This window comes from Sorangium sp. So ce131, from assembly GCF_051519095.1.
Lineage (GTDB): Bacteria > Myxococcota_A > Polyangia > Polyangiales > Polyangiaceae > Sorangium.
In genome coordinates this window covers 3,164,053-3,189,557 of sequence record NZ_CP150455.1, presented here as the reverse complement: position 1 = coordinate 3,189,557, position 25,505 = coordinate 3,164,053, and the positions used below count along the sequence as shown (strand labels likewise).

The window sequence follows — 25,505 nt, the reverse complement described above, 5'->3', positions numbered from 1 at the left end:
AGCCGGGACGGCGCGGCGATCTTGGCTAATACTGCGGCGCATGGTGCTGAGGGCTGTGGTGGACGAATCGGTGGACGCCGCCCACTGGGAGACCGTCGAGGAGGCGGCCGAGCTGCTGCAGGAAGGGCAGATCCAGGAGGCGCTCGTCGCGCTGCGCGACGTGATCAAGGCCTCCCCGGAGAACCCGTACGCGTACAACTTGCTCGGGCACGCGCTCTACGAGCTCAACCAGCTGGAGCCGGCGCGCGACGCTTACCGCGCCGCGGTGCGGCTCTCGTCGAACTTCCTCGGGGCGCGGGTCGCCCTGTCGCACACGCTCCGGCGGCTCGGCGACACGGAGGGGGCGATCGCGCAGGCGAAGGAGGCGCTCCGCCGCTTCCCCAAGGACGGCGAGGCGATGCACGCGATGGGGCTCGCCTACGCGGCCCGCGGCAACCGCGCGCTCGCGCGGAAGCACCTCCAGGGCTTCCTCGACGCCGGGCCGGAGGTCGAGGCCGCCATGGAGGTGCGGCAGATCCTCGAGATGCTCGGCGTCGGCGACGAGGACGAGCCGCTCCAGTTCGAGTAGCCTCTCGCGGAGCGCGCGACGCGCCCCGGAGGACACAAGCTCGATGGCGACCACCCCGCACTTCGATCTCATCATCATCGGAACGGGACCGGGCGGCGAAGGCGCCGCCATGACGGCCGCGAAGCACGGCAAGTCGGTGGCGGCGATCGAGCGCTACACGCAGGTCGGCGGGGGCTGCACCCACTGGGGGACGATCCCGAGCAAGGCGCTGCGCCGCGCCATCTACCACATGAACCTGGTCAACCAGAGCCCCATCTACAAGCGGATGGATGTGGTTCCGGAGTACCCGTTCGCCGAGCTGCTCGCGACCGCGAACCGCGTCATCGAGGAGCAGGTCGACCTGCGCGAGAGCTTCTACGACCGGAACCACGTGCGGCTCATCCCGGGGCTCGGGCGGTTCGTCGACCCGCACACGGTGGAGGTGGAGTCCGACGGCGAGCAGCGCCGGCGCTTCACGGCCGACGCCTTCGTCATCGCGACGGGCTCCCGCCCGTACCGCCCGGCCGACGTGGACTTCAGCCACCCGCGCGTCTTCGACAGCGACACGCTGCTGCGCCTGGATCACACCCCGCGGAGCGTCACGATCTTCGGCGCGGGCGTCATCGGCTGCGAGTACGCGTCGATGCTGCGCAACATGCAGGTCGCCGTGAACCTCGTGAACACGCGCGCCCACCTGCTCGAGTTCCTGGACGACGAGATCACCGACGCGCTCAGCTACCACTTCTGCGACAAGGGGATCCGCGTCCTCAACAACGAGGATTACGAGAAGGTGGAGCCCTCGAAGGACGGCGTCGTGATCTCGCTGAAGAGCGGGAAGAAGGTCCGGAGCGACATCTTCCTCTGGGCCAACGGTCGGTCGGGCAACACGGCCGAGCTCGGCCTGGAGAGCATCGGCATCACGCCGAACAAGCGCGGCCAGGTCGAGGTGAACGAGAGCTTCCAGACGAGCCAGCCGCACATCTACGCGGTGGGCGACGTCGTCGGCTACCCGGCGCTCGCGAGCGCGTCGTACGACCAGGGCCGCTTCGCGGCGAGCCACATCTGCGGCAACGCCGACTACAAGCTGGTCCGGGACATCCCCACGGGCATCTACACGACGCCGGAGATCTCGTCGCTCGGCAAGAGCGAGCGGGAGCTCACGGAGGAGAAGGTGCCCTACGAGGTGGGGAAGTCGACGTTCAAGACGCTCGCGCGCGCGCAGATCACCGGACAGCAGGTCGGGATGCTGAAGCTGCTCTTCCACCGCGAGACGCTGGCGCTGCTCGGGATCCACTGCTTCGGCGAGAACGCGGCGGAGATCATCCACATCGGGCAGGCGATCATGTCGCAGCCGGCGCCGCACAACACGATCCGCTACTTCGTGAACACGACGTTCAACTATCCCACGATGGCCGAGGCGTACCGGGTCGCGGCGCTCGACGGGCTCGGGCGCGTCTTCTGACGGGAGGGCGACGCGCCTGGCCGCTGGCCCGCGGGGCGGCTCGGCGCTGCGTCACCTCCGCCGGCCGCGCGGTTGCAAGCGGGCGGCGCGGCGGTGATACTCCCCGAAGGAGCACGTTGTCATGGCCGCCGCTGCACCCCTCCTCGCCAACGCTGATCCACGCGCCAGCACGGCCGCGGCAGGCGGGGCGGAAGACGAGCTCGTGGTCGTTCATGACGTCTCGTGGGAGGCGTACGAGACCATCCTGGCCGCCCTCGGTGACCGCGCCGGGGTGCGCGCGACCTACTGCGAGGGGACGCTGGAGCTGATGAGCCCGGGTGGACCGCACGAAGGACGGAAGAAGCTTCTCGCCCGGCTCGTCGAGGCCTACGCAGAAGAAGCGGAGCTGCCGCTCAGCGGGTACGGCAGCATGACCGTCCGCAGGCGGTTCGCGCAGCGGGGCGTGGAGCCGGACGAGTGCTACGTGCTCGGAACCGTGGAGGATGGGGGGATCCCGGAGCTCGCGATCGAGGTGATCGAGAAGAGCGGGACCATCGACAAGCTCTCCGTGTACGCGGGGCTCGGGGTACCCGAGGTGTGGTTCTTCAAGAAGGGGAAGCTCTCCATCCACCTCCTCGGGCCCGAGGGCTACATGGAGGCAGGGCGGAGCCGCCTCCTTCCGGGACTCGACGTCACGGACCTCGCGGAGCTGATGCAGCGCGAGGGGGACCAGACGACGGTGGTGCGCGCGTGGCGCGCGAAGCTCAGGGAGCGGGGCAGGAAGTAAGTCGCAGAGGCCCGCGCGACCTCGCCTGACCAGGGACAGACGCACTCCGCTGGGGAGTGCATGTCCGCCGTTGGTCGGGGAGGCTCCAGCGCCATTGCCGATGCCCTACCCCCCGCCCTTCCCCCGCGCCGCGCACGCCGCCGCGATCACCTCCGCCCCGGCCTCCCGCGCGGCGATCTCGCACGCGCGCCACGCCGCCGCCCGCTCCGGCCCCGCGGCGCCCCGCGGCGCGGCCGCGACCCGCGCCTCGACCGAGCGCGCGAACGCCTCGAGCGCCGCCTCGTCCCCGCGCGCCGACAGCAGCGCGCCCAGCGTGAGCGCCGCGTGCGCGGTCTGCCGCTCCGCGCCCGGGTACATCGGCTCCGCGAGCGCCGCGGCGAGCGCCGGGAGGTCCCGGCGCGCCGCCGCCTCGCGCGCCAGCACCTCGGGCGACGCCGGCTCGGCGCCCGGGACGCCCAGGCGCCGCTCCACGTAGCCGACCACCGAGCGCGCGACCCGCTGGAACGAGGCGAGCCCGTCGGTCGGGACCTCCAGCACGCCGCCCCCGGCGCGCGCGCCCTCGACGTCGAGGTCGAGCACGATCACGAGATCCTCCCGCTCGCCGATCACGAGCAGGTCGTCCTCCCAGTCGAGCGACCGCTCCTCCACGAGCCACGCGGTCGCCCGAGCCACCTCGCCGCGCGGCAGGATCACCGTGCCGTCCGGGAGCGCGAGCCCGCCCGCCGCCGCGTAGAGCGCCGCGAGATCCGGCGGCTCGGCGAGCCCGCTCGGCCACGCGCCCGCGCCGGCCTCGGCGGGCCGCGCCTCCACGCCGTCGCGCGCGATCAGCGCGGCCACACGCGCCGCCAGATCGACCCCCGCGGTCACGGCGCCGGCACGCGCCCCACCGGCGCCTCCGCGAGGTTCTGGAGGAAGCCGTGGGCTTGGGCCGTCGCCCCGGGCACGTCGAACACCACGAAGTGCCCGTCGCTCCCCTCGGCGACCGGCCACTGCGCCAGCACCCCCGAGGCGCGGCCGCCCGCGAGGTTGCCCGCAAGGCCCCCGGCCGGCACCTCGACCGTCGGAGGACCACCCCAGCCATACTCCCGGATCCGGCGCTGCGCGGGCGACTGCAGCGGCAAGCCCATCGCCAGCGCGTGCATCTCGATGCCGCGCGGGGGCGCGTAGGTGTCGCCGCTGCCGTCGGGGTTGATGCCCTCGGTCATGTAGATGCTCTTCGGGGCGAAACCGTCGCGGGGCGCGACGAACAGCCGCGCAGCGTAGTGGATCGGATCGACCACGTCGACGATCGACTGCGCCAGCGAGATCGCCGGGTGGAACTCGTTCACCTCGGCCTCCTCGTCGCCCCGGAGCCCGAGGAAGACCGACCTGACGAGCCCCGCGACGCTCGGCGGCGGGTTCGTCTTCCCGATCAGCGTGATCGACATGACGGCCGACGCACCCGAGAGCACGCCGCCCCGCGCGGAGTCGTCGGCCGCGAGGTAGAGCGGGCCGTTCAGGCCGCCCTGGGAGTGCCCGAAGAACAGGATCTTCGAGGGGTCGAACCGGATCTCCTCGCCCGTGCTCGACACCCACGCGGGCACCGTCAGGCCCGACTCGGTGAAGAGGCGCGCCCGCTGCACCTCGTCGAGCGCCGACTGGCGCGCGTTCGTCCGCGCCGCGGCCACGTTCTGCACGTTGTAGAACAGGATCCCCGACTGCGTCGAATCCTGGGGCGCCTCCGGGCGGGCGCCGTGGAAGATCTGATCGACGCCCATGGTCGCGAGGCACCGCCGCGCCAGCTGCCGCCCGGTGTGCGTGTGGACATAGGAGCGGTAGTCGCCGCCCGTGCCGTGCGCGTAGAGCACGATGGGGTAGCCGGCCTCGGGCATGGGGCAGCGGCTCGCGGCGGGGACCGTGAGCGAGAAGCGCAGGTCGAACGTGCCGAAGATCTCCGGCTCCCCATCCCTGCGCGCGAAGCCGCCGCCGTCGTCGTGGTTCAGGTACGGGGCGTTGCCCTCCTGGTAACTCGGCGAGGGCCCGTACACGCCGGCGTACTCGTCCCACGTCTCCTTGTGGTTCACGAGCCGCCAGAGCGCGGGCCGCGCCTCCGGCGGCGGGACGTTCGCGAGCAGGTGATCGCGCAGCGCGAAGAGCTCCGCGGTCGGATCGGAGGTGGTGAACACGGCGAGGTGCACGATCTGCTCCCGGGCGACGCCGGCCGCCTCGATCTCGTCCACCGCCGGGGCGAACGCCGCCCGGGCCGCCTCCGCGGGATCGCCGGCGTCGGCTACGTCGATCCCGAGCGCCCTCCGCAGCTCCGCGCTCGCCTGCACCGGGCCGCCGTCCTCGCCGCGCAGCGCGTCGGTGACCACGAGCGCGTACCGGGTCCGCGGCCGCAGCGGGAAGCCCATCCCGGGCATGAAGGCGAGCGTGTTCTCGGGCCAGTAGACGCCGGCCTCGCGCCGGAAATAGACCGAGACCGGGCGCCGCTCTCCGCGCGCCGGCGAGGCCGGATCGACGTCGATGAGCTGCACCGGCCCGACGGGGCTCATGGCGAGCGCCGGCGTCTCGGGGAGCGAGGCGGGATCGATCGGCCCGGCGAACCGGAGGAACCCCGCCGCCGCAGGAGAGAAGCCGTCGAGGACCCCGTCCATCGTGCGGATGTACTCGGCGAGGGTCCTGAGCTGCCGCGGGTTGTGGTAGCCGTCGAGCCGCACCGCGCCGCCCTCGCGGCGCAGGTCGCTCGGCCACGGCGCGTCGAAGAAACGCTCGCCGCGGAGCTCGCCAGGCGCCCCGGGCAAAACCCAGATCGACGAGACGCCGGAGCCCGCGTCGCTGCAGCCGAGCGCAGCGACGAGCGACGATGCCGCGGCCGTGAGCGCGGCGGAGGGGACACGCATGGCGGCCATAGTGGCGCAGCCCCTCGTCGAGATCGACAGGTCGAGGCGCGCGATCGAGCGGATCGGTCGGCGCGGGGCGGCGAGAGCGTCGCGGACGCGCCCACGTCGCGCCGCGTCCGCCCGCCTCGCTCGAATTCCCTCGAATTCGCTCGATTTCCAGGGTCCTGGCGCGCGGCGCCGGGGAGCGAGGCGGGCGCGGCAGCTCCGTTCAGCGCGTCGTCCAGCGTACGTCCAGCGCGCCGCGTCGAAAGTGGCTTCCCCCTGTGCTTCACATCTATATGGTTTAGGTACACCGCATGTCCCTTGCAGGCAGGATCGCACTGGTCACCGGCGGAGGTCGCGGCATCGGCCGCGCGATCGCGGAGCGGCTCGCGCGCGACGGGGCGCGCGTCGCCGTCGCCGGCCGCACCCGGGCCGAGATCGAGGAGACGGCGGCGGCCGTCGGCGGGTTCGCCGTCGAGCTCGACGTGGGCGACCGCGCGGCCATCGCCGCGGCGGCGGAGCGGCTCGGGCCCGTCGACGTGCTCGTCAACAACGCGGGCATCGCCGAGAGCGCGCCGTTCGACAGGACCACCGACGCGATGTGGGACCGGATGCTCGCGGTCAACGCGACCGGCGCCTTCGCGCTCTGCCGCGCGCTCATCCCGCCCATGATCGCGCGCGGGTTCGGCCGCGTCGTCAACGTCGCCTCGAGCGCGGGGCTCGTCGGCTGCGCGTACACGACCGCGTACTGCGCGTCGAAGCACGCCATGGTGGGCATGACCCGCGCGATCGCGGCGGAGATCGCGCGCACCGCCGTGACGATCAACTGCGTCTGCCCCGGGTGGGTGAACACGAAGATGGCCGACGACGCGGTCGCGCGCATCGCCGAGAAGACCGGCCGGGGCGAGGACGCGGCGCGGCGGTCGCTCGAGGCGATGTCGCCCCAGGGGAGGATGGTCGAGCCCGAGGAGGTGGCGCTCGTCGTGTCGATGCTCTGCAGCGACGAGGCGCGCGGCATCCACGGCCAGGCGATCTCCGTCGACGGCGGGCAGGTGATGCGGTGAAGGGCGGCCTCGAGATCGTGCAGCCGGCCGGCTGGCCGGCGCCGCGCGGCTACGCGAACGGCGTCGTGACGCGCGGCCGGACGCTGCACGTCGCGGGGCAGATCGGGTGGGACGCCGCGTCCGGCGAGATCCAGAGCGACGACATGGCCGAGCAGTTCGCGCGGGCGCTCGACAACGTGCTCGCGGTCGTGGCGGCGGCCGGCGGCGGGCCGGGCGACGTCGCGCGCATGACCGTCTACGTGACCGATCTCGACGCTTACCGGGCCGCGCGCCGCGCTATCGGCGCCGCGTGGCGGGCGCGGTTCGGCAAGCACTTCCCGGCGATGGCCCTCGTCGGCGTCGCGGGGCTGCTCGAGCCGCGCGCGCTCGTCGAGATCGAGGCCGTCGCGGCGCTCGGCGAGGGCGAGGGCGCCCGCGCGCCCGGCGAGGGCGAGGGCGCCCGGCCGCCCGGCGGCGGCGAGGGCGGCGCATGAGGCGCGGGGCGCCGGCGCGGCGGCCGCTCGCCGTGGCCCCGCCGCCCGAGAGCGCGCGCGGCGATCAGGCCGCCGTCCGCGCCTGGGTCCGCATCCTCGCGGTCCACAAGCGCGCGCTCGCCGCCATCCGCGAGGACCTGGAGCACGAGATGACCCTCCCGCGCTTCGACCTGCTCGCGAACCTCGTGCGCAGCGACGGGCAGACGCTGGCGTCGCTCTCCCGCAGCATGCTCGTCACGGCCGGCAACCTGACCGGGCTCGTCGACCGCGCGGCGCGCGACGGCATGGTCGAGCGGCGGGCCGATCCGAGCGACCGCCGCGCCTGGCGCGTGCACCTGACCGCCAAGGGCCAGCGCGCGTTCCGCGACGCCGAGCGGCGCCACGCCGCGCGCGTCGCGAAGGTGTTCTCCGCGCTCAGCCAGGCCGAGCTCTCCACCCTGACGCGGCTGCTCGACAAGCTGCGCGCGACGCTGCGCGAGCAGGACATCGCGGTCCCGTCCCGCCCCGGCAGCGCCCGCGCCCACGCGGAGCGCGGCGCGCGCAGCCCGCCGCGGCGCACGCGCTCCAAGCCCTGACCGCGCGAGGCGCGCGCGGCACGCGCCCCGGCGGCATGGCGCACAGACCCGGCGCCGTGGCGCACAGACCCGGCGCCGCGGCACAGAGACCCGGCGCCGCGGCGCACAGACCCGACACACGACGCGCACCCAAACGAAAGGCAGTCCATGACGCTCACCCCCCGCTCCTTCCAGCTCGAGATCAGCCGCGGCGTCGCGGAGATCACGCTGAGCCGCCCCGATCGGCTGAACGCGCTCACCTTCGAGATCTACGGCGAGCTCGCGGCCACGTTCCGGTCGCTCGAGCGCTCCACCGCGCGCGCGGTCGTGCTCACGGGCGCGGGGCGCGGCTTCTGTTCAGGCGGGGACGTCGAGGGGATCATCGCCGAGCTCTTCGCGCGCGACGCGCGGGGCCTGCTCGAGTTCACCCGCGTCACCGGCGCGCTGATCCAGAGCATCTGCGAGCTCCGGCGGCCCGTCATCGCCGCGGTGAACGGGGTCGCCGTCGGCGCGGGCGCGGTGATCGCCGCCGCCTGCGACCTGCGCATCGCCGCGGCGAGCGCCCGCTTCGGGTTCATCTTCCCGAAGGTCGGCCTGTCCGGCGCGGACATGGGCGCGTCGTACCTCCTGCCGCGCCTCGTCGGCCAGGGCCGCGCCGCCGAGCTGCTCCTCTTCGGCGATCTCGTGGACGCCGACGAGGCGCTCCGCATCGGCCTCGTGAACCGCGTCGTGCCCGACGGCGAGGCGCTCGCGACGGCGCGCGGCTGGGCCGAGCGCCTCGCGCGCGGGCCCGCCTTCGCGCACGCGATCACGAAGCAGATGCTGGAGAGCGAGCGCACGATGCCGCTCGCCGCCGCGATCGAGGCGGAGGCGCAGGCACAGGCGCTCTGCATGGCGCACCCCGACTTCCGCGAGGCTTACGAGGCGAACCGGTCGAAGCGGCCGCCGCGGTTCGAAGGCGCCGACCTGGACGAGGCGGCCTCCGAGGGCCTGGACGAGGCGGCGACCCCCCGGAACACCGGCACGGCGACCCCCCGGAACACCGGCACGGCGACCCCCCGGAACACCGGCACGGCGACCCCCCGGTCATGAAGCGGCTCGCGCTCTCCTCGGACGACCTCGCGGTCTTCTTCGAGGACCGCCACGCGGCGCTCGCCGCGCGGCTGACCCCGGAGGCGCTCGCCCCGCTCGCGGGCGCGTCGGACCCCGCCGCCCTGGCGCGCTGCATGGGCGAGCCGCTCGGGCTCTACGCGCACCTCGTCCCCGAGGCGCTCGGCGGCGCGCCGGCGGGCCGCCCGGCGCACCCCGCCTACATCGACGTGAGATCGCTGGTCCTCGTCCGCGAGGCGCTCGGCCAGGTCGCGCCGCTCGCCGACGCGATCTTCGCGGTGCAGGGGCTCGGCGCCTACCCGGTCGTGCTGGCGGGCAGCGACGCGCAGCGCCGCGCGATCCTGCCCGGCGTGCTGTCGGGGCGCCGCGTCGGCGCCTTCGCGCTGACCGAGCCCGAGGCGGGCAGCGACGTCGCCTCGCTGAGGACGCAGGCCCGCCGCGACGGCGCCGGGTGGGTCCTCGACGGCGAGAAGGTGCTCATCTCGAACGTGCCGCTCGCGCACCACGCCGTGGTGTTCGCGCGCACGGGCGCGGCGCCGGGAGACGACGGCGGCCCGGCCGGGGGTCAAGGCGCGGGGCGCCGCGGGATCACGGCGTTCCTCGTCGACCTCGACGCGCCGGGCGTCTCCGCCGAGCCGCTCCCGATGTCGGTCCCGCACCCCATCGGCCGGCTCCGCTTCGACGGCTGCCGCGTGCCGGACGGCGCGCGCCTCGGCGACGTGGGCGGCGGGTTCAGGCTCGCGATGCAGACGCTCGACGCGTTCCGGATCTCGGTGGGCGCGGCGGCGAACGGGATGGCGGCGCGCGCGCTCCGCGAGGCGATCGCGCACGTCACGCGCCGCCGGCAGTTCGGCGCGCCCCTGTCCGAGCAGCAGATGGTGCGCGCCTACCTCGCCGAGATGGCGACCGAGCTCGACGCGGCCCGCCTCCTCGTGGCGCGCGCTGCGCACAAGCGCGACACGGCGGCGGAGGCGGGCGGCGCGGGCGCGCGCGTGTCGACCGAGGCCGCCATGGCGAAGATGTTCGCCACGGAGGCGGCGCAGCGGATCATCGACCGCGCGGTCCAGCTCCACGGCGGGATGGGCGTCGTCGAAGGGACGGAGGTGGAGCGGCTCTACCGCGAGATCCGGCCGCTCCGGATCTACGAGGGGACGACGGAGATCCAGAAGCTCATCATCGCGAAGGGGATCCTGGAGCGCGCCGCCGCGGAGGTCGCGGCGGAAGAGCCCGCTCCGGACCGGGCGCGGTAGCCATGTGGAAGCCGAAGGAGAGGATCCGCCACGCGCTGCCCCGCGACGAGCCCCCGACGCAGGAGGAGGCGGCGCGCGCGCGGCTGTTCTCGCCGCTCCGGCTCGCCTCCGGGCTCGAGCTGGCCGAGCGCTCGTGGGTACCGGCGATGGTCCCCTGGCGGGCGACGGAGGAGGGCTTCGTCACCGCGAACGTGCTCGACTGGTACGGTCGCTTCGCCGACGGCCAGCCGGGCGCGCTCGTGGTCGAGGCCACGGGCATCCGCGACGTGCCGAGCGGTCCGCTGCTGCGCGCCGGCGACGATCGGTTCATCCCGGGGCTCCGCGAGCTCGTCCGGACGGTCCACGCGCGGAGCGCGGGGCGGACCCGGGTGTTCCTCCAGCTCATCGACTTCCTCCGCATCCGCAGGCGCCCGTCGAAGGAGAGGTTCCTCCGGGAGTTCTTGGCGATCACCGGCGCGCACCGGCGCGCGCTCGCCGACGCGCTGGGGGACGAGCGGATCGGCGACGCGCCGGAGGCCGAGGTCCGCGAGCGGCTGCTCTCGCTCGACGACGAGCGGCTCGAGGCCGTGCTCGACCGCCGCGAGCTCGAGGCGCTGCGCTTCGGCGAGCGCGAGCGCGTCACCGACGTCGCGCTCCCCCACATCCGCGATCTGCCGCGCTCGCTGCCCGGACTGTTCGCCGCGGCGGCGGCGCGCGCGCGCGAGGCGGGCTTCGACGGCGTCGAGCTCCACTACGCGCACGCCTACACGATGGCGTCGTTCCTCTCGGCGCTGAACACGCGCGATGACGGCTACGGCGGCGAGCGCGAGCGACGCGCGCGGCTCCCCCTCGAGGTCTACGCAGCGGTGCGCGACGCGGTGTCGGCGCGGTTCACCGTGGGCTGCCGCTTCCTCTGCGACGACGTCGTGGAGGGGGGCAGCCGGGTCGACGACGCGATCTTCTTCGCGCTCGCCTTCGCGCGCGCGGGCATGGATTTCCTCTCGCTCTCGACCGGCGGGAAGTTCGAGGACGCGAAGCAGCCGAAGGTCGGCGAGGCGGCGTATCCGTATACCGGCCCGAGCGGGTACGAGTGCATGCCGACCGCGCTGTCGGATGCGGCCGGGCCGTTCGGGCGGCAGATCCCGAAGCAGGCGCGGATCCGGCGCGCGGTGCGCGAGGCGGGGCTCGAGACGCCGGTCGTGGTGGCGGGAGGGATTTGCACGTTCGTGCAGGCGGAGGGGATCCTGGCGCGCGGGGAGGGCGACCTCATCGGGGCGGCGCGGCAGACGCTGGCGGATCCTGACTGGTTCTTGAAGATGCGGGTGGGGCGTGGGGCGGAGGTTCGCCGCTGTGTGTACTCGAATTATTGCGAGGGGCTTGATCAGAGGCACCGGGTGGTGACGTGCCAGCTCTGGGATCGGGTGGGGATCGGGGAGCCGGGGGTGGTGACGGTGGAGGGGAAGAGGAGGCTTACGGCGCCGCGGTGGGGGTGAGGAGGAGTGCGCCCGGGGGGCCGGAGAGGATGGGAGGGGGACGGAACGAGCACGAGCACGAGCACGAGCACGAGCACGAGAGACGAGCACGAGAGACGAGCACGAGAGACGAAAGACGGGAGACGAAAGACGGGAGACGGGAGACGAAAGACGGGAGACGAAAGACGGGAGACGGGAGACGGGAGACGGGAGACGGGAGACGGGAGTTGGGAGAGAGCGGGTGGGGCTGGGCGGGAGGGATCGAGAGGAGCCGTGAACATGAATGCAACGACATTTCCTGACGACTTCAACCTCGCGGATTACTACCTCTTCGATCGGCTGCGCGAGGGGAGGGGCGGTAAGGTCGCGCTGCGCTTCGGAGAGCAGCGGCACACCTACGAGGACGTCGCCGAGAAGGTCCGCAGCCTCCGCGCTCACCTCGCGCTCGCGGAGGTCGCGGCCGAGCAAAGGGTGCTCCTCCTCCTGCACGACTCGCCGGCATTCGTCTGGTCGTTCTTCGCGACGCTCCACCACGGCGCCGTGGTCGCGATGGGCAACCCCGAGGCGCCCGCGGCCGACCTCGCGTACCTCGTCGACTACACGCGGGCGGCGGCGGTGATCACGATCCCGCGCGTCGCCGAGGCGATCGCAGGGGCGCTCGCCGCGGCGGACCTCCGGACCCTCGTGCTCGCGCCGGAGGTCCCGACCGGAGGTGACCTCGAGGGCGACGTCACCATCCCGCCGGCCCTCGCGCGCTTGAAGGCGGTGTCGCTGCACAGCGCCCTCGCGACCGGGCGCGCCGCGACCACGGGCGGGGTGCGAGGGCCCCGCCCCACCCGGCGCGACGACGTCGCGATATGGCTCTTCACGTCCGGCTCCACCGGCAAGAGCAAGGCGGCAATCCACACGCACCGCGACTTCGCGTTCAACACCGAGCGCTACGCCAAGGCCACGGTCGGCTACCGCGAGGACGACATCACCCTCTCGGTGCCGCGCCTCTTCTTCGGCTACGCCACGGGCACCAACCTGATGTTCCCCTTCGCGGTCGGCGCGACGGCGGGCCTCTTCGTCGAGCGGCCCACCGCCGAGTCGATCGCCCACTACATCGAGCGCTACCGCCCCACGGTGGTCACGAACGTCCCGACCATGATGGGCAAGCTGCTCGACGACGACGACGCCCGCGCGGCACGCGGCGCGCTGCGGCTCGACCTCTCCACCGTGCGCTTCCACCTCTCCGCAGGCGAGGCGCTCCCGCCGGCGCTGCTCGAGCGCTTCCGCGCGCGGTTCCACGCCGAGGTCTACGACGGCATCGGCTCCGCGGAGATGTTCCACATCTACTGCACGAACCGGCCCGGCGACGTGCGCCCGGGATCCCTCGGTCGCGTCGTCGAGGGGTACACGATCAAGATCCTCTCCTCGGACGCGGTCGGGCCGGGCGCGCCCGAGCTTCCGCCCGGCGAGACCGGCGTCATGTGGGTGAAGGGCGACTCGGTCGCGCTCGGCTACTTCCAGGATCGCGACAAGAGCTGGGGCACCTTTCACGGGCACTGGTGCCGCACCGGCGATCTCTTCCGCATGGACGCCGAGGGGTATCTCTGGTTCAGCGGGCGCGCCGACGAGCTGCTCAAGGTGGGCGGCGTCTGGGTGGCGCCGACCGAGGTCGAGGAGTGCCTGACCGAGCACCCGGCCGTCACGCTCGCCGCGGTGATCGGCGCCGAGGAGGCGGGCCTCGTGAAGCCGAAGGCGTTCGTCGTGGTCCGCGACGACGCGCGGGCCCGCGTCGCCACCGACGAGGGGCAGGCCGCGCTCGCCGACGAGCTCAAGGCGTTCGTGAAGGACCGGCTGAGCAAGCACAAGTACCCGCGCTGGGTCGCCTTCGTCGACGACCTCCCCCGGAACGACCGCGGGAAGGTCGACCGCAAGGTCCTCCGGCAGCGCGAGCTCGCCGGCGAGAACCCGGCGGGCAGGTGACGCGCGTGCACCCCGCGCCGCGCCTCGCCGAGCTGACGACCGAGGAGCTGCGCCGCCTCCTCTCGGCCGGCGCGCCGTGCGTCGCGCTGGTCGCGGTCGGGTCGGTGGAGCCGCACGGCCCGCACCTGCCGCTCGGCACGGACACGGTCATCAGCGAGGCGGCCGCCGAGCGGGCCGGCCGCCGGCTCTGGGAGCGCGGCGTCGCCGCGCTGATCGCGCCGCCCGTCGGCTACGGCGTGACCGATTTCGCCGCGGGCTTCCCGGGCGCCATCTCGATCCCGGCGCCCGCGCTCACCGCGTTCCTGCGCGCCGTCGCGGGCGCGTACCTGGCCGCCGGCCTGTCGCACGTCTGCTTCATCAACAACCACCTCGAGCCGGAGCACGACCGGGCCGTGCGGGCCGCGACGTCCGACCTGCCCGCGGGCCGCGTCTCGGTGGCGTGCCCGCTCGCGCGCCGCTGGGCGCGGACGCTCTCCGCCGAGTTCCGGAGCGGCGCCTGCCACGCGGGACGTTACGAGACCTCGCTCGTCCTCGCCGCGGACGCCGCGCTCGTCCGGAGGGACATCGCCGCGGCCCTGCCGGACGTCGGCGTGAGCCTGTCGGAGGGCATCAAGGCCGGGGCGAAGACCTTCCGCGCCCTCGGCATGGACGCCGCGTACACCGGCGCTCCGCGCGAGGCCTCCGAGGACGAGGGCCGCGACCTGCTCGATCTCCTCGCGACGATGATCGTCACCGAGGTCGAGGAAGGCCTGGCCGCGGCGGCCGGCCACGGGCGCGCAGCCGGATAAACGCGGCGGCCGCCCGGAAACCGGAAAGCCGGCCGAAAAGACCAGATACCGACAGTAGGACTCTGGGCAATCAGGTGGGTAGAAGCAGCCTCCGCTGCTCCTCACCCTTACTCGACCGCTCGTCGCCCACACATCCGGTCTCACATCGAGTTACACATCGGGCGCCGCCCGAAGGCACAGCGCTGCCAAAAATAAGACAGCAAGAGCGGAAACAGGCGCCGCGTGGCCTGCTTGCCGGCCTGCCTGGGCAAACGGCTGCGAGCAGACACAAAAGAAATCCCCCGCGGCGCTCGACAACCACATGCCGTCTGAGCGATACTGTTTAGTTTTACCCCTGCACAATAGGCAGGCTCAGCAAGCCGCGCGCAACAAATAGCGATTCGTGATTGACGTATTCGATCCGAAGACGTAAAACGGTATCGTTTTCCTCGCGTGCCGATCGACGCCAGAACGATCCGACCGCTGACCTGGTGACAGGAGATGCTTTGCGGCGCGCAGGTAGATGATGGCTTTTTGGGGCGCTCTCTGGCGCTCCAGCGATGGCATCACAACCAACATCGCGGGCGTTGTCGCCCGGCGACGCGGATCGGAGAGCACCATGAGGAATCGCACGATGATGAGAGGGTCTCGGAGTCTGGTCCTGGCTTCCTTCGCCGCCGCCTCGAGCGCGGCGCTCGCGGGGTGCGTCGGCGCGTACGACGCGGGGGACGAGCAGATCCTGGACGCGCAGCAGGCGGTGACGAACTGCGTGACGCTCCAGCGCATCGGGGCGACGAACGTGGTCAAGGATGTGACCATCTTTGAGGCATCTAAGACCTGGGGGGATAACGGGTACGACATGAATGTTGGCCAGGACGCCTCGGGCCGCGTGCGCGGGCTGATGGCGTTCGACCTCTCGTCCATTCCCTCCGGCGCCAGCATCGTCTCGGCGAACCTCTCCGTGAGCGCCTCAAACCCGACGACGCCCGAGGTGGTCCGCATCCACCGGGTCACGTTGCCCTGGGAGGAGACCACCGCCAACTGGAACACGCACTCGGAAGCATGGGATCCCGCAGTCCTGGGGAGCTTCACGGCGGGCCAGAATTACGCCTACCAAACGGTCAACCTCACGGCGACCGTGCAGAGCTGGGTGAACGGCACCGTCGCGAACTACGGAATCCTCTTCGAGCAGACCGCGAATCGCACCACCATCCGAACCAGCGAGAACGAAAACAACCGGTGGGAGGACAAGGAGCCGAAGCTCACGGTCTGCTATGACAGCGCGACGGGATCCGGCTCGAGCACCTCGGCCTCCAGTTCCTCGGCCTCCAGCTCCTCGGCCTCCAGCTCCTCGGCCTCCAGCTCCAGCTCCTCGGCCTCCAGCTCCAGCTCCTCTGTTTCCAGCTCCAGCTCCTCTGTTTCCAGCTCCAGCTCCTCTGTTTCCAGCTCCTCGGCCTCAGGCTCTGGCGGAGCCGGCGGCGCGGGTGGCGCCGGCGGCGCGGGTGGCGCCGGCGGCGCGGGTGGCGCCGGCGGCGCGGGTGGCGCCGGCGGCGCGGGTGGCGGAGGTGGTGGCGGCGTGCCTGGCGTGTCGGTCAGTTGCAACAACAACACGCCGGGCGCGGGGAACAACTGCGGCGTCAATCACAACGACAGCTGCTGCTCTAGCCTGCCGGTCCCGGGCGGGACGTTCAACCGGCTCAACGATGCGAGCGTGCCGGCGACGGTCAGCGACTTCTACCTCGACAAGTACATGATCACGGTCGGGCGCTTCCGGCAGTACATCGAGCAGACGGGCGGACCGACGCAGGCCAACCCGCCGCCCGCCGGCGCGGGCGCCCATCCGAAGATCCCGAACAGCGGCTGGGATCCGAGGTGGAACACGCAGCTCACGGCCGACACGAGCGCGCTCCGCTCGGCGCTCATCTGCGCTGACTGGGGCTATTCATCCTGGAGCAATAGCCCGGACACCAAGGAGAACAAGCCCCTCGTCTGCGCGACCTGGTACGAGCTGTTTGCGTTCTGCGCGTGGGACGGCGGCCGGCTGCCGACCTATGCAGAGATAAACTACGCTGCTGCGGGCGGTAGCCAGCAGCGCATCTTTCCGTGGGGTGGCTCGAGCGCCAACGATATCACCGCCAACGACGCCGCCTGGTGCTGCCAGGGCGACGGTTCGGTCTCGGGCACCTGCATCAACTCGCTCGGGCCGAGCTACTCCTGCACGCCGGCGGACCTCACGGACGTCGGCCTCTTTCCCCAGGGCGCCGGGCGGTGGGGTCACATGGACCTGGCCGGCGAGGCGTACAAGGCCACCCGCGACAGCGCCGACCCCTATCAGGTGCCGATGCCCTGTAACGACTGCTCGCTGCTCGACAACGCCGCCAGCACACGCTGGCTGCATGGCGGCAGCTACGTGGCCCGTGGCGCGGTGCAGACGACGACCTTTAAGGTCTCGTACCCGGCCATCAATCGGTATTACTTCTCCGGAGCCACGTGCGCGCGCGACCTGTGAGCTGAAGTCGGGCGGCGCGGGTCAGCCGCGCCGCGTCGCGTCCAGGCGCCCAGGCGCTCGCCGGCCCTCGCGGGACCGGGGCGAGCGCCTCGGCGTGATGAGGCGCTCGCGCGTGAGCCCGCGCCCTCCCGGGCGGACCCCCTCGAACTTGGCCCGTCCCCGCGCCTCCTGATACGCGCGCTCCGTATGCGCGTGCGAGGCTTCTTCCTGCTGCCGGCGATTGCGCTCTCCGCGCTCAGCGTGAGCTGCCCGCGCCCTGCACCGGAACCAGCCGCGACGTCCCCTGCCCCGGCGCCCGCGTCGGCCGTCACGGCGCCGCTCGGCGCGGCGGCGCCCTCCCTCGAGGCCCCGGCTCCCTCGCCCACGGATCCGGTGACCTCCGCGGATCCGGCAGGGCACGCGGCGCCGCCCAGCGCGAGCGCCACGATGGATCCGGCCGCGAGCGCCACGGCCGATCCGGCCAAGGACCTGGCGGCGCCCGGCGTCGATCCGCTCGCCCTGGCGGTGCTGCCGCCGCAGCTCGTCGACGACGGCTCGGACGAGCTGCCCAGCCTCGAGCCGCCCCCGGTCACCACGCCGCAGCCGGAGGAGGATGTCCACGAGCTCGCGAGCATCGCCAGGGAGACATGGATCTTCGCCGAGCCGAGCTGGACCAGCCGGCGCATCGGCTACCTGCGCGCCGGCGCCGTGGTCGCGCGCCGTCCGGCGCCGTCCGGAAGGAAGTCGTGCGGCGGGGGCTGGTACCGCGTCGAGCCGAACGGCTACGTGTGCATCGGCGCCAGCGCCACGCTCAACATCCACGACCTCGCGGTCGAGGCCTCGTCCCGCCGCCCGGTCCGTCGATTCCTCGCCGGGGCCGCCACGCCCACGGCGCCGGACACCCGCACTGCCGCGCTGAACGCCGATCGCGGGGCCACGATGCCGGCCATCGCCGGCGCGGCCGCGCTCGCCGCGCTGGACGTCCCCGGCGAGGCCACGCCCGCTGCGCTCGACGCAGTCCCGGTGGCCGCCGCGCCCGACGCAGCCCCCGTGCCCCTCCCCGCAGCGCCCGCCCCAGCGCGCGCGGCCCTCCCCACCTCGGCCGACGCAGCGCCCGGCGCCCTCGCTTCCCCGGACGCGGAGCGCGCGGCCTGGCTCAACGGCCTTCCCTACCCGTACGTGATGTCGCGCTCCCCCACCCCGCCGCTCTACGCTCGCCTGCCGACCGAGGACGAGCAGCGCAGCGTCGAGCCCGACCTCGGCCCGCACCTCCTCCGCGCCGCGAGCGCCGCGCGCGCGCCCGACTTCGTGGCCCCGCCGCCCCTGGACCCGACCCCCTCGGTGCTGCTCTACGGCCGGCCGGCGCCCGGGCTCGCCGGTGATCGCCGGTCGCCCGACACGCTCGTCCTCGGCCACGCCCGGACCCGCTCCGGGTTCGCGTTGCTCTCGACCTTCGACCACGACGGGCGCCGCTTCGGCCTCACCACCGATCTCGCCGTCCTGCCGCTCGACCGCACCCGCGTCATCCGGCCGAGCGCGTTCGCCGGGCTCCGGCTCGAGGCGGACGTCACGCTCCCGGTCGCGTTCGCGAAGCGCCGCCACGCCGCGCGGCTCGTCCCGGACGCGCGCGGCCACCTCACCCGTGCCCCGCTCGGCTTCCGCGAGGCGCTCCCGCTGACCGGCGCCGCGCGGCGGCTCGGCGGCGTCGAGTACCTGGAGACGCACGGCGGCGGGCTCGTCCGAGTCGACGACGTCCTGCGCGTCGACCCGCTCCGCAGCGCGCCCGCGTGGGCGGTGAGCGGGCGGAAGTGGATCGACGTCTCCATCAACCAGCAGGTCCTGGTCGCCTACGAGGGCGCCCGCCCGGTGTACGTGACCCTCGTCTCGACCGGCGCCGACGGCCTCGGCGACCCGAAGACGACGCGCTCGACGATCCAGGGCCTGTTCCGCATCCACACGAAGCACGTCACGGTCACGATGGATGGCGACGAGGAGGACGAGGATCCGTTCGACTTCCGCGACGTGCCGTTCGTCCAGTACTTCACCGAGGGCTTCGCGTTCCACGCCGCGTACTGGCACGACCAGTTCGGCACGCCGCGCAGCCACGGCTGCGTGAACCTCTCCCCGCTCGACGCCGCCTGGCTGTTCGAGTGGACGACGCCCGAGGTGCCGGCCGCGTGGCACGGCGCGCTCTCGCTGCGGAAGGGCACGCTCGTCTCGATCCGTCCGTGAGCTGGCCTTCCGTGCGCGGGTGCTCCTGAGCCGGCCGCGCCGGCGCTGCCCCTTCCGCGCCGTCCCGAGGCAGGCTACACGCGTTGTCCATGGCCACGCAGGAGCCCCTCTCGCTCGATCAGCTCATGGCGATCGATCCGCTGCTCTCCGAGGAAGAGCGCATGGTGCGCGACTCCGTCCGCCGCTTCGTTCGCGAGCGGTACCTTCCGCGCGCCGCCGACCTGTTCGCGCGCGAGGAGTTCGCGACCGACCTGATCCCCGAGATCGCCGCGCTCGGCCTGCTCGGCGGCTCGCTGACGGGCTACGGCTGCGCGGGCATGAACTCGGTCGCTTACGGCCTCGCGCTGCAGGAGCTCGAGTACGGCGACAGCGGCCTGCGCAGCTTCGTGAGCGTCCAGGGCTCGCTGGCGATGTACCCGATCTGGAAGTACGGCTCCGAGGCGCAGAAGCAGCGCTGGCTGCCGAAGATGGCCGCCGCCGAGCTGATCGGCTGCTTCGGCCTGACGGAGCCCGACAGCGGCTCGGATCCGAGCTCGATGAAGACGCGCGCCCGCAAGGACGGCGGCGTGTACGTGCTCACGGGCACGAAGATGTGGATCACGAGCGCGCCGATCGCGCACCTCTGCGTGGTGTGGGCCAAGGTGGATGACGGAGGGCCCGAGTCGATCCGCGGCTTCGTGGTCGAGCGGGGCATGAAGGGGCTGGAGACGCCGCTCATCCACGGCAAGATGAGCCTGCGCGCGAGCCCGACCGGCGAGATCGTCCTCAACGAGGTGCGCGTCCCGGAAGAGAACATGCTGCCGGGGGTGGTCGGCCTGAAGGGCCCGCTGGGCTGCCTGACGCAGGCGCGCTTCGGGATCGCGTGGGGCGCGCTGGGCGCGGCGCGCGCCTGCTACGAGACGGCCGTGTCGTATGCGCGCGAGCGGACGCAGTTCGGCCAGCCGATCGCGTCGCGGCAGCTCATCCAGGCGGAGCTCGTGGAGATGGCGACCGAGATCGCGAAGGGGCAGATCATGGCGCTGCACTTCGCGCGGCAGAAGGACGCCGGCGGGATCAGCCCGGTGCAGGTGTCGCTGTGCAAGCGGAACAACGTGGGGTGGGCGCTCAAGATCGCGAGGACCGCGCGGAGCGTGCTCGGGGCGAACGGGATCCTGCTCGATTACCCGGTCGTCCGGCACATGCTCAACCTGGAGAGCGTGTACACGTACGAGGGTACGGACGAGGTGCACTGTCTGATCCTCGGGAACGCGATCACGGGGCACAACGCGTTCTGAGGAGCGATCGGGGGCATTCGGGCGCGCGTCCGGGGTTCCAGCGCGGGCGAGCACGCGGGCATCAAGGCGTGGGCCGAGCTGGTACGAACGCCGGCGGCGCAGCCCCGGCACCCTCCTGCGCAGCCCCGGCGTGCCTCCTGCGCAGCGCCGGCATCCTCCTGCGCCGGCCCGCGGCCTTCCTGCGCCGCCTCCGGAATGCTCCTGTGCGGTCCCGGCGTGCCTCCTGCGCAGCCCCGGCATCCTCCTGCGCCGGCCCGCGGCCTTCCTGCGCCGCCTCCGGAATGCTCCTGCGCGGTCCCGGCGTGCCTCCTGCGCAGCCCCGGCATCCTCCTGCGCCGGCCCGCGGCCTTCCTGCGCCGCCTCCGGAATGCTCCTGCGTGGTCCCGGCGTGCCTCCTGCGCAGCCCCGGCATCCTCCTGCGCCGGCCCGCGGCCCCCCTGCGCCGCCTCGGGTGCGCTCCCGCGGCGCCCCGACGCCCTCTTGCGTCCCCTCTAGCCCGTGCTGCACGGGCGTGATGCTGCTCTGGGCAGGCCAGGAAGCGCCGCTCGTGCCCGAGCTTTGCGCGTGAGCTCGTCGAGACGCCGGTGCGCGAGAGCCGGTCGCTGCAGCGCGCGCAATCGGCCGCGCACTCGCCCCGGAGCGCCGGTGATCGTGGCCGAGCACGAGCAGCAGACGAGAGGTGCTGTGGTAACTTCGTGAGCTGGAGGTGACCCGCGCGTGGTCCAGCAGAAGCCCATCACCCTGCTTCATCTGTCCGACATGCAGTTCGGACCGCATCACCGGTTCGAAGGGCCGAACTCACCCGGCAGCCTCCTCCACCGTCTTCGGGATGACCTCGATCGGCTGCGCGACGAGGAAGGGATCCGTCCGGACCTCGTCCTGCTCACCGGCGACCTCACCGAGTACGGCATGAAGTCGCAGTTCGATCAGCTGCTCTCCTTCGCGCACGGCCTCACCGAGCTCACGGAGCTGGCGCCGCGCCGGGTGGTCGTCGTCCCCGGAAACCACGACGTCAACTGGAAGCTCTGCCAGGCGTACTTCGCCGAGCGAGAAGGCAACGAGGAGCGGCCGTCACTGCCCTACTGGCCCAAGCTGCGGCCCTACGCGGAGTTCTTTGCCCGCTTCTACGAAGGGCAGACCGGGATCCAGTTCACCGAGGCGGAGCCGTGGAGCCTGTTCGAGTACCCGGACCTCCGGGTTGTGGTCGCCGGGCTGAACTCGGCGATTGCCGAGGGCCATCGGCCCGAGGACCATTACGGGTTCGCGGGCGAGCAGCAGCTCCGGTTCTTCGCGGGCAAGCTGCGGCCGTACAAGGAGCAGGGGTTCCTTCGGATCGCGGCGATCCATCACGATCCGCTGCACCCCGGGGAGAACGACGCCGCGAGGCAGGACGCGAAAGACCTGAAGGGGATGCTTCGGCCTTACCTGAACCTCGTGGTGCACGGCCATCTTCACGAGGAGCAGCTCGGGTGGCTCGACAACGACGTGCCTGTCCTCGGGATCGGCAGCGCGGGCGTCAAGGTGCCGGAGCGGCCGCCGGAGGTGCCGAACCAGTACCAGGTCGTGCAAGTCTACCCGGACCGGCTGACCTATGGCACGCGGGCCTATGTCCCCGACCAGAAGCGGTGGATCGGGTGCCTGAGGTCCGACCCGGAGGGGCGCGCGTGGCGGATCGAGAAGAGGGTGGCGTTCGAGCGGGTCGAGGGGACCTTCTCGGGTCGTGCTGAAGCCGTTGCGGCGCCGCTCGCCGATCTCGCGCAGATGGTCGATGCGTACCGTCGCCACTGGGCGAATGCGTACCGGCGGGAGGCGCTGTTCGACCTCGCGACGATGGGCGAGGACGCGGACGTGCCGGCTGGGCTCGACCTCCTGCACGTCTTTCTCCCGCAGACCGCGCGGCGTGAGCCGCCGCGCCTGGACCTGCCGCGCGATATCGGTGGCGAGTTGGCAGAGGAAGGCCTCGTCGGCGCCCCGCGACAGGGCCGCGCAGAGGACGCGAGGTCTCGCATCGCCCTCACCGGCGCGCAGCGGCCGATCGATCAGGTCGTGACCTCGCCGGGGGAGCCCTGGGTCCTCATTCTGGGCGCTCCAGGGGCAGGCAAGAGCGCGCTCACTCGGTGGCTCGTCCTCAAGCTGTCTGCTCCAGGCGAGTCGCTCGGCGATCTGCCCGCCGACCTCGTGCCAGTGCGCATCGAGCTCCGTCGCTTCGATCTTCATTACCGTTCGTGCAGGCAGGCGGGCCGCTCGTGCGACTTCTTCGACTACCTCGACGAGGTCCACCGGGAGCGCAATCTCTCGCTCCGCGGAGAGCCGTTGCGTCGACTCGCCGAAGCGGGACGGCTCCTCTGGTTGTTCGACGGGCTCGACGAGGTGGCGGACCCGCACGCCCGGCGCGACTACGCCGCCATGATCGTGGGCGCGCGCGACCGCTACGCAGGGCGTGGCGTCGTGACGAGCCGGATCGTCGGCGCTCGCCCTGCACAGCCGCTCTTCCAGCAAGCCGGGCTCGCGACCTACACGCTGCAGGAGTTCGATGATCGGCAGATCGATGCCTTCCTGGAGCGCTGGCACCGGCTCGCCTTCCCCGGCGCACCGGAGGCCGCGGCGCGGCGGTTGGAGCGCCTTCGCCAGACGCTCAAGGAGAGCAGGCCCGTGCGCGAGCTGTGCAGCAACCCTCTGCTGCTCACGCTCATCGCGCTGCTCAACCGCGGCGCGGAGCTGCCCCGGCAGCGGCACCGGCTCTACGAGCGCGCCGTCGACCTCATGGCAGAGCAGTGGGAGGCGAACAAGCACCTGGCCGCAACCAGCGCGATCCAGTTCGATCTGCCCAGCAAGAAGCGGTTCTTGCGCAAGCTCGCCTTCCTCATGATGACCGAGCTCACGGGCGGCAGCGGCAACGCCGTCCGGCAGCAGGACCTGAGCGCCTTCGCGGCGTCCTTCTGCGCCGAGGAGTACGGGCTCAGGGCCGAGGAGGCGAAGGCGACGGCCGAGCAGCTCATCCAGCACTTGCGGGAGAGGAACTATATCCTCGCCTTAGTCGGCGGGCAGACCTTCGGGTTCGTGCATAAGACGTTCCTGGAGTACCTCACCGCGACGGAGATCCATGCGCGATTCCGGACCCATGACTGGGGGCTCGACGAGATCAAGGCGGTCTTCAAGAAGAGCTGGCAGGACCAGGCGTGGGAGGAGACGCTGACCCTCATCTGCGGGATGATCGAGGAGGAGCGCCCGCAGCAGGTGGTCGAGCTACTTCAGTCCGTGCTCGAGGACGTGGATCCCTTCGAGGACTACCGAATGTTCAGTTTCGTTTCGTTCGCGATCCGATGCGTGGCCGAGATCCGGCTGCTTGATCAGGAGCCTGTCCGTTCCTTCGCGCGCAAGCTCACGGACTGCATCCTCGGATATCACTTTCGATCCTGGTACTTGGACAGCCACAGGCTTCCTTCGGCGCTCCAGCTACGAGGACCGGAATGGCCGGACGCCGCGCGCATCGTCGCCGGTGCTACCAAAGCAAGATCCCGAGGCGCTGATGACGACACGCACCGTTTACGCTTCTTAAATCGATGCGCGCTTGCGGTCAGCACAAAGCAAGAACGCATCACCCGACTCAGAGAGCTCGTCGCCAATCAGGCCGACGAGCCTCGTTTTCTCGATGGAATTATACAAGCAGGACACTTAGGAGAGTGGACAGCAGACGAGGCCTTATCGCTGCATGATATTGTGGAGAGACTCAAGGAGCCCGCAAGGAGTACGGCATGGATCGCGCTCCTCGACAGCGGCATGGCCTGGGCATCAAGGCCCGTTGCCTCGATTATGCGTGACCACGAGGATCCACGCAGACGCTACTCTGCAGCACGCGCGCTACTACGTATCCCCGAGTGGCGAAGCGAGGCGGTGAGCACCATGGTGAACGTGTTCCGCTCTGGGTTCGAAGACGTCAACAGCGAGGATCTCCGACGCTTGCTTGAGGCTGCGGAGGAGACGCCCCTTCGCGAGCAGGTGCGCTCTTTACTGCACGCGGATAGCGTTGGCCTGAGGGAGCGCGTTGCCCTGGAAATGGCTTTGCGTTGGCATGATGAGGCGGCCCTATCGATCTGGGTGGGAGCACTCTTCAATGAGGGAGACGAATTGCTGTTTAGCGGCGTTGACGTTGCCACGCTACAGAGACTGGCTAGCGAGCACGCTGGAGCACAACGTGCCTTGTCGCGCGTGCTGGACGATATCACCACGGTCAAGAACCTCAACGCGAGGGTGGTCATCGCGCAGTGGATGGTCGCCCGCAACGACCCTCGCGGCGTGGACGTGCTGCGCGAGATAGCGTTCTCGGACTCGTGCTTCGCCCCGATCCGCCAGTTCGCAGCGGGAGCCCTGCTCAATGTCCCTTCGGGACGCCAGCTCGGTGTCGACGCGCTGGTTCTGCTCGTCAGCGCGGGGTCAGACTTCCATGCACGGCAAGCGTTCTTTGATCTGCTCGATCACGCGAGCAGTCTGCCGGAGGCACGCGCTGGACTCTGGCGTCTCATCGAGGAGGGGCTCCGTGACGATCTCCGGCTGACGGTGTGTCAAACGTTGGCCTCTCTCGACAGCGGAGGTCGGGCCGACGCCCTCCGTCATATTCACCAGCTCGCTGCTGCTGCGGAAGACGAGACTGTCCGCGTTCGCGCCGCCGCGTACCTCCATCATAACGGCCTACCCACCCCGGAGTGGCGCCCCGTACTCGTCCATCTCGCCCGCTCCGCCAAGCGAGGTTCTACCCGCCTTCTCGCCGCGATGGGGCTCCGCGACGAGGCGCGCATCGCTCGCCTCGCCGCGCGCGCCAAGAGCTCCAAGGTCCGCAAGGACGCCGCCGCCGCACTGGAGCGGCTTCGCGTCTACCGCGCCCTGCTCCACGTCGGCCGCCCCCGCCGCGGTATCGTCTCCTTCGACGGCACCCGCGCCGGCATCATCGAGGAGACCCCCGACGGCAGCCGTTTCATCTACGACCGCGACTACCTCGCCCGCCCCGACGCCGTTCCCCTGTCGCCGACCCTCCCTCTTCGCCCCGAGCCGTACGAGAGCCGCGGCCTTCACCCGTTCTTCGAGAACCTCCTCCCCGAAGGCTGGCTGCTCGACCAGACCTGCCGCAAGCTCGGCCTCGACCGCACCGACGCCTTCGGCCTGATGCTCGCCACGTGCGCCGACTGTGCCGGCGCGGTGGAGATCGTACCGGAGAAGCTCCCGGTGGCCGCGTAG

Annotated in this window: 16 protein-coding genes and 1 pseudogene; 15 read left to right on the top strand and 2 right to left on the bottom strand. The window is 72.0% G+C overall.

What is annotated here, in order from left to right; translation table 11 throughout:
• Nucleotides 1–40 precede the first annotated feature (40 nt).
• The 3 genes from WMF43_RS11795 to WMF43_RS11785 all read left to right on the top strand — a co-directional run bounded on the left by WMF43_RS11795 (nt 41) and on the right by WMF43_RS11785 (nt 2,775).
• Entirely contained in the window at nt 41–568 is a 528-nt protein-coding gene (locus tag WMF43_RS11795; protein WP_437679828.1) for a tetratricopeptide repeat protein, read from the top strand.
• Between the two features lie 43 nt (nt 569–611).
• Nucleotides 612–2,009, top strand: a complete 1,398-nt coding sequence (gene sthA, locus WMF43_RS11790) for a Si-specific NAD(P)(+) transhydrogenase (RefSeq protein ID WP_437679826.1) — start codon at nt 612–614, stop codon at nt 2,007–2,009.
• A gap of 121 nt (nt 2,010–2,130) precedes the next feature.
• Nucleotides 2,131–2,775 carry a Uma2 family endonuclease gene (locus WMF43_RS11785; protein WP_437679825.1) on the top strand — a complete coding sequence of 215 codons (645 nt, stop codon included), beginning with the start codon at nt 2,131–2,133 and terminating at the stop codon, nt 2,773–2,775.
• Between the two features lie 105 nt (nt 2,776–2,880).
• Here WMF43_RS11785 and WMF43_RS11780 read toward each other — a convergent pair whose 3' ends face one another.
• Complete coding sequence (locus WMF43_RS11780) at nt 2,881–3,642, bottom strand: hypothetical protein (protein WP_437679823.1); 762 nt, start codon at nt 3,640–3,642, stop codon at nt 2,881–2,883.
• Nucleotides 3,639–5,657: a hypothetical protein gene (locus WMF43_RS11775; protein WP_437679821.1), complete on the bottom strand. Its 2,019-nt coding sequence runs from the start codon at nt 5,655–5,657 to the stop codon at nt 3,639–3,641. Before WMF43_RS11775 ends, WMF43_RS11780 begins: the two co-directional genes overlap by 4 nt.
• 296 nt (nt 5,658–5,953) lie before the next feature.
• Here WMF43_RS11775 and WMF43_RS11770 point away from each other — a divergent pair, with 296 nt between their 5' ends.
• The 12 genes and pseudogenes from WMF43_RS11770 (at nt 5,954) to WMF43_RS11715 (ending at nt 25,505) form a co-directional block, all read left to right on the top strand.
• Entirely contained in the window at nt 5,954–6,703 is a 750-nt protein-coding gene (locus tag WMF43_RS11770) for an SDR family NAD(P)-dependent oxidoreductase (RefSeq protein ID WP_437679819.1), read from the top strand.
• Nucleotides 6,700–7,176: a RidA family protein gene (locus WMF43_RS11765; RefSeq protein WP_437679818.1), complete on the top strand. Its 477-nt coding sequence runs from the start codon at nt 6,700–6,702 to the stop codon at nt 7,174–7,176. The genes WMF43_RS11770 and WMF43_RS11765 overlap by 4 nt, the downstream gene beginning before the upstream one ends.
• Nucleotides 7,173–7,751, top strand: coding sequence for a MarR family winged helix-turn-helix transcriptional regulator (locus WMF43_RS11760; RefSeq protein WP_437679816.1), 579 nt, complete (start codon nt 7,173–7,175; stop codon nt 7,749–7,751). Before WMF43_RS11765 ends, WMF43_RS11760 begins: the two co-directional genes overlap by 4 nt.
• A gap of 138 nt (nt 7,752–7,889) precedes the next feature.
• Nucleotides 7,890–8,822, top strand: a pseudogene (locus WMF43_RS11755) (enoyl-CoA hydratase family protein); the annotation flags it as partial.
• On the top strand, nt 8,819–10,090 hold the full coding sequence (locus tag WMF43_RS11750; RefSeq protein ID WP_437679815.1) for an acyl-CoA dehydrogenase family protein: 1,272 nt from the start codon (nt 8,819–8,821) through the stop codon (nt 10,088–10,090). The pseudogene WMF43_RS11755 and the gene WMF43_RS11750, both read left to right, overlap by 4 nt.
• Nucleotides 10,091–10,092: 2 nt before the next feature.
• A complete protein-coding gene (locus WMF43_RS11745; RefSeq protein ID WP_437679813.1) occupies nt 10,093–11,562 on the top strand; it encodes an NADH:flavin oxidoreductase in 1,470 nt (489 codons plus the stop codon).
• Nucleotides 11,563–11,820: 258 nt separating this feature from the next.
• Nucleotides 11,821–13,512: a benzoate-CoA ligase family protein gene (locus WMF43_RS11740; RefSeq protein WP_437679811.1), complete on the top strand. Its 1,692-nt coding sequence runs from the start codon at nt 11,821–11,823 to the stop codon at nt 13,510–13,512.
• 5 nt (nt 13,513–13,517) lie between these two features.
• Nucleotides 13,518–14,300 (top strand): creatininase family protein, encoded by a 783-nt coding sequence (locus WMF43_RS11735; protein WP_437679809.1) that lies wholly within the window; start codon nt 13,518–13,520, stop codon nt 14,298–14,300.
• Between the two features lie 598 nt (nt 14,301–14,898).
• A complete protein-coding gene (locus tag WMF43_RS11730) occupies nt 14,899–16,788 on the top strand; it encodes a DNRLRE domain-containing protein (protein ID WP_437679807.1) in 1,890 nt (629 codons plus the stop codon).
• Nucleotides 16,789–16,974: 186 nt separating this feature from the next.
• Nucleotides 16,975–18,999 carry a L,D-transpeptidase family protein gene (locus tag WMF43_RS11725; RefSeq protein ID WP_437679805.1) on the top strand — a complete coding sequence of 675 codons (2,025 nt, stop codon included), beginning with the start codon at nt 16,975–16,977 and terminating at the stop codon, nt 18,997–18,999.
• A gap of 89 nt (nt 19,000–19,088) precedes the next feature.
• Nucleotides 19,089–20,273, top strand: a complete 1,185-nt coding sequence (locus tag WMF43_RS11720; RefSeq protein WP_437679803.1) for an acyl-CoA dehydrogenase family protein — start codon at nt 19,089–19,091, stop codon at nt 20,271–20,273.
• A 717-nt stretch (nt 20,274–20,990) separates the two neighbouring features.
• Complete coding sequence (locus tag WMF43_RS11715; RefSeq protein WP_437679801.1) at nt 20,991–25,505, top strand: HipA N-terminal domain-containing protein; 4,515 nt, start codon at nt 20,991–20,993, stop codon at nt 25,503–25,505.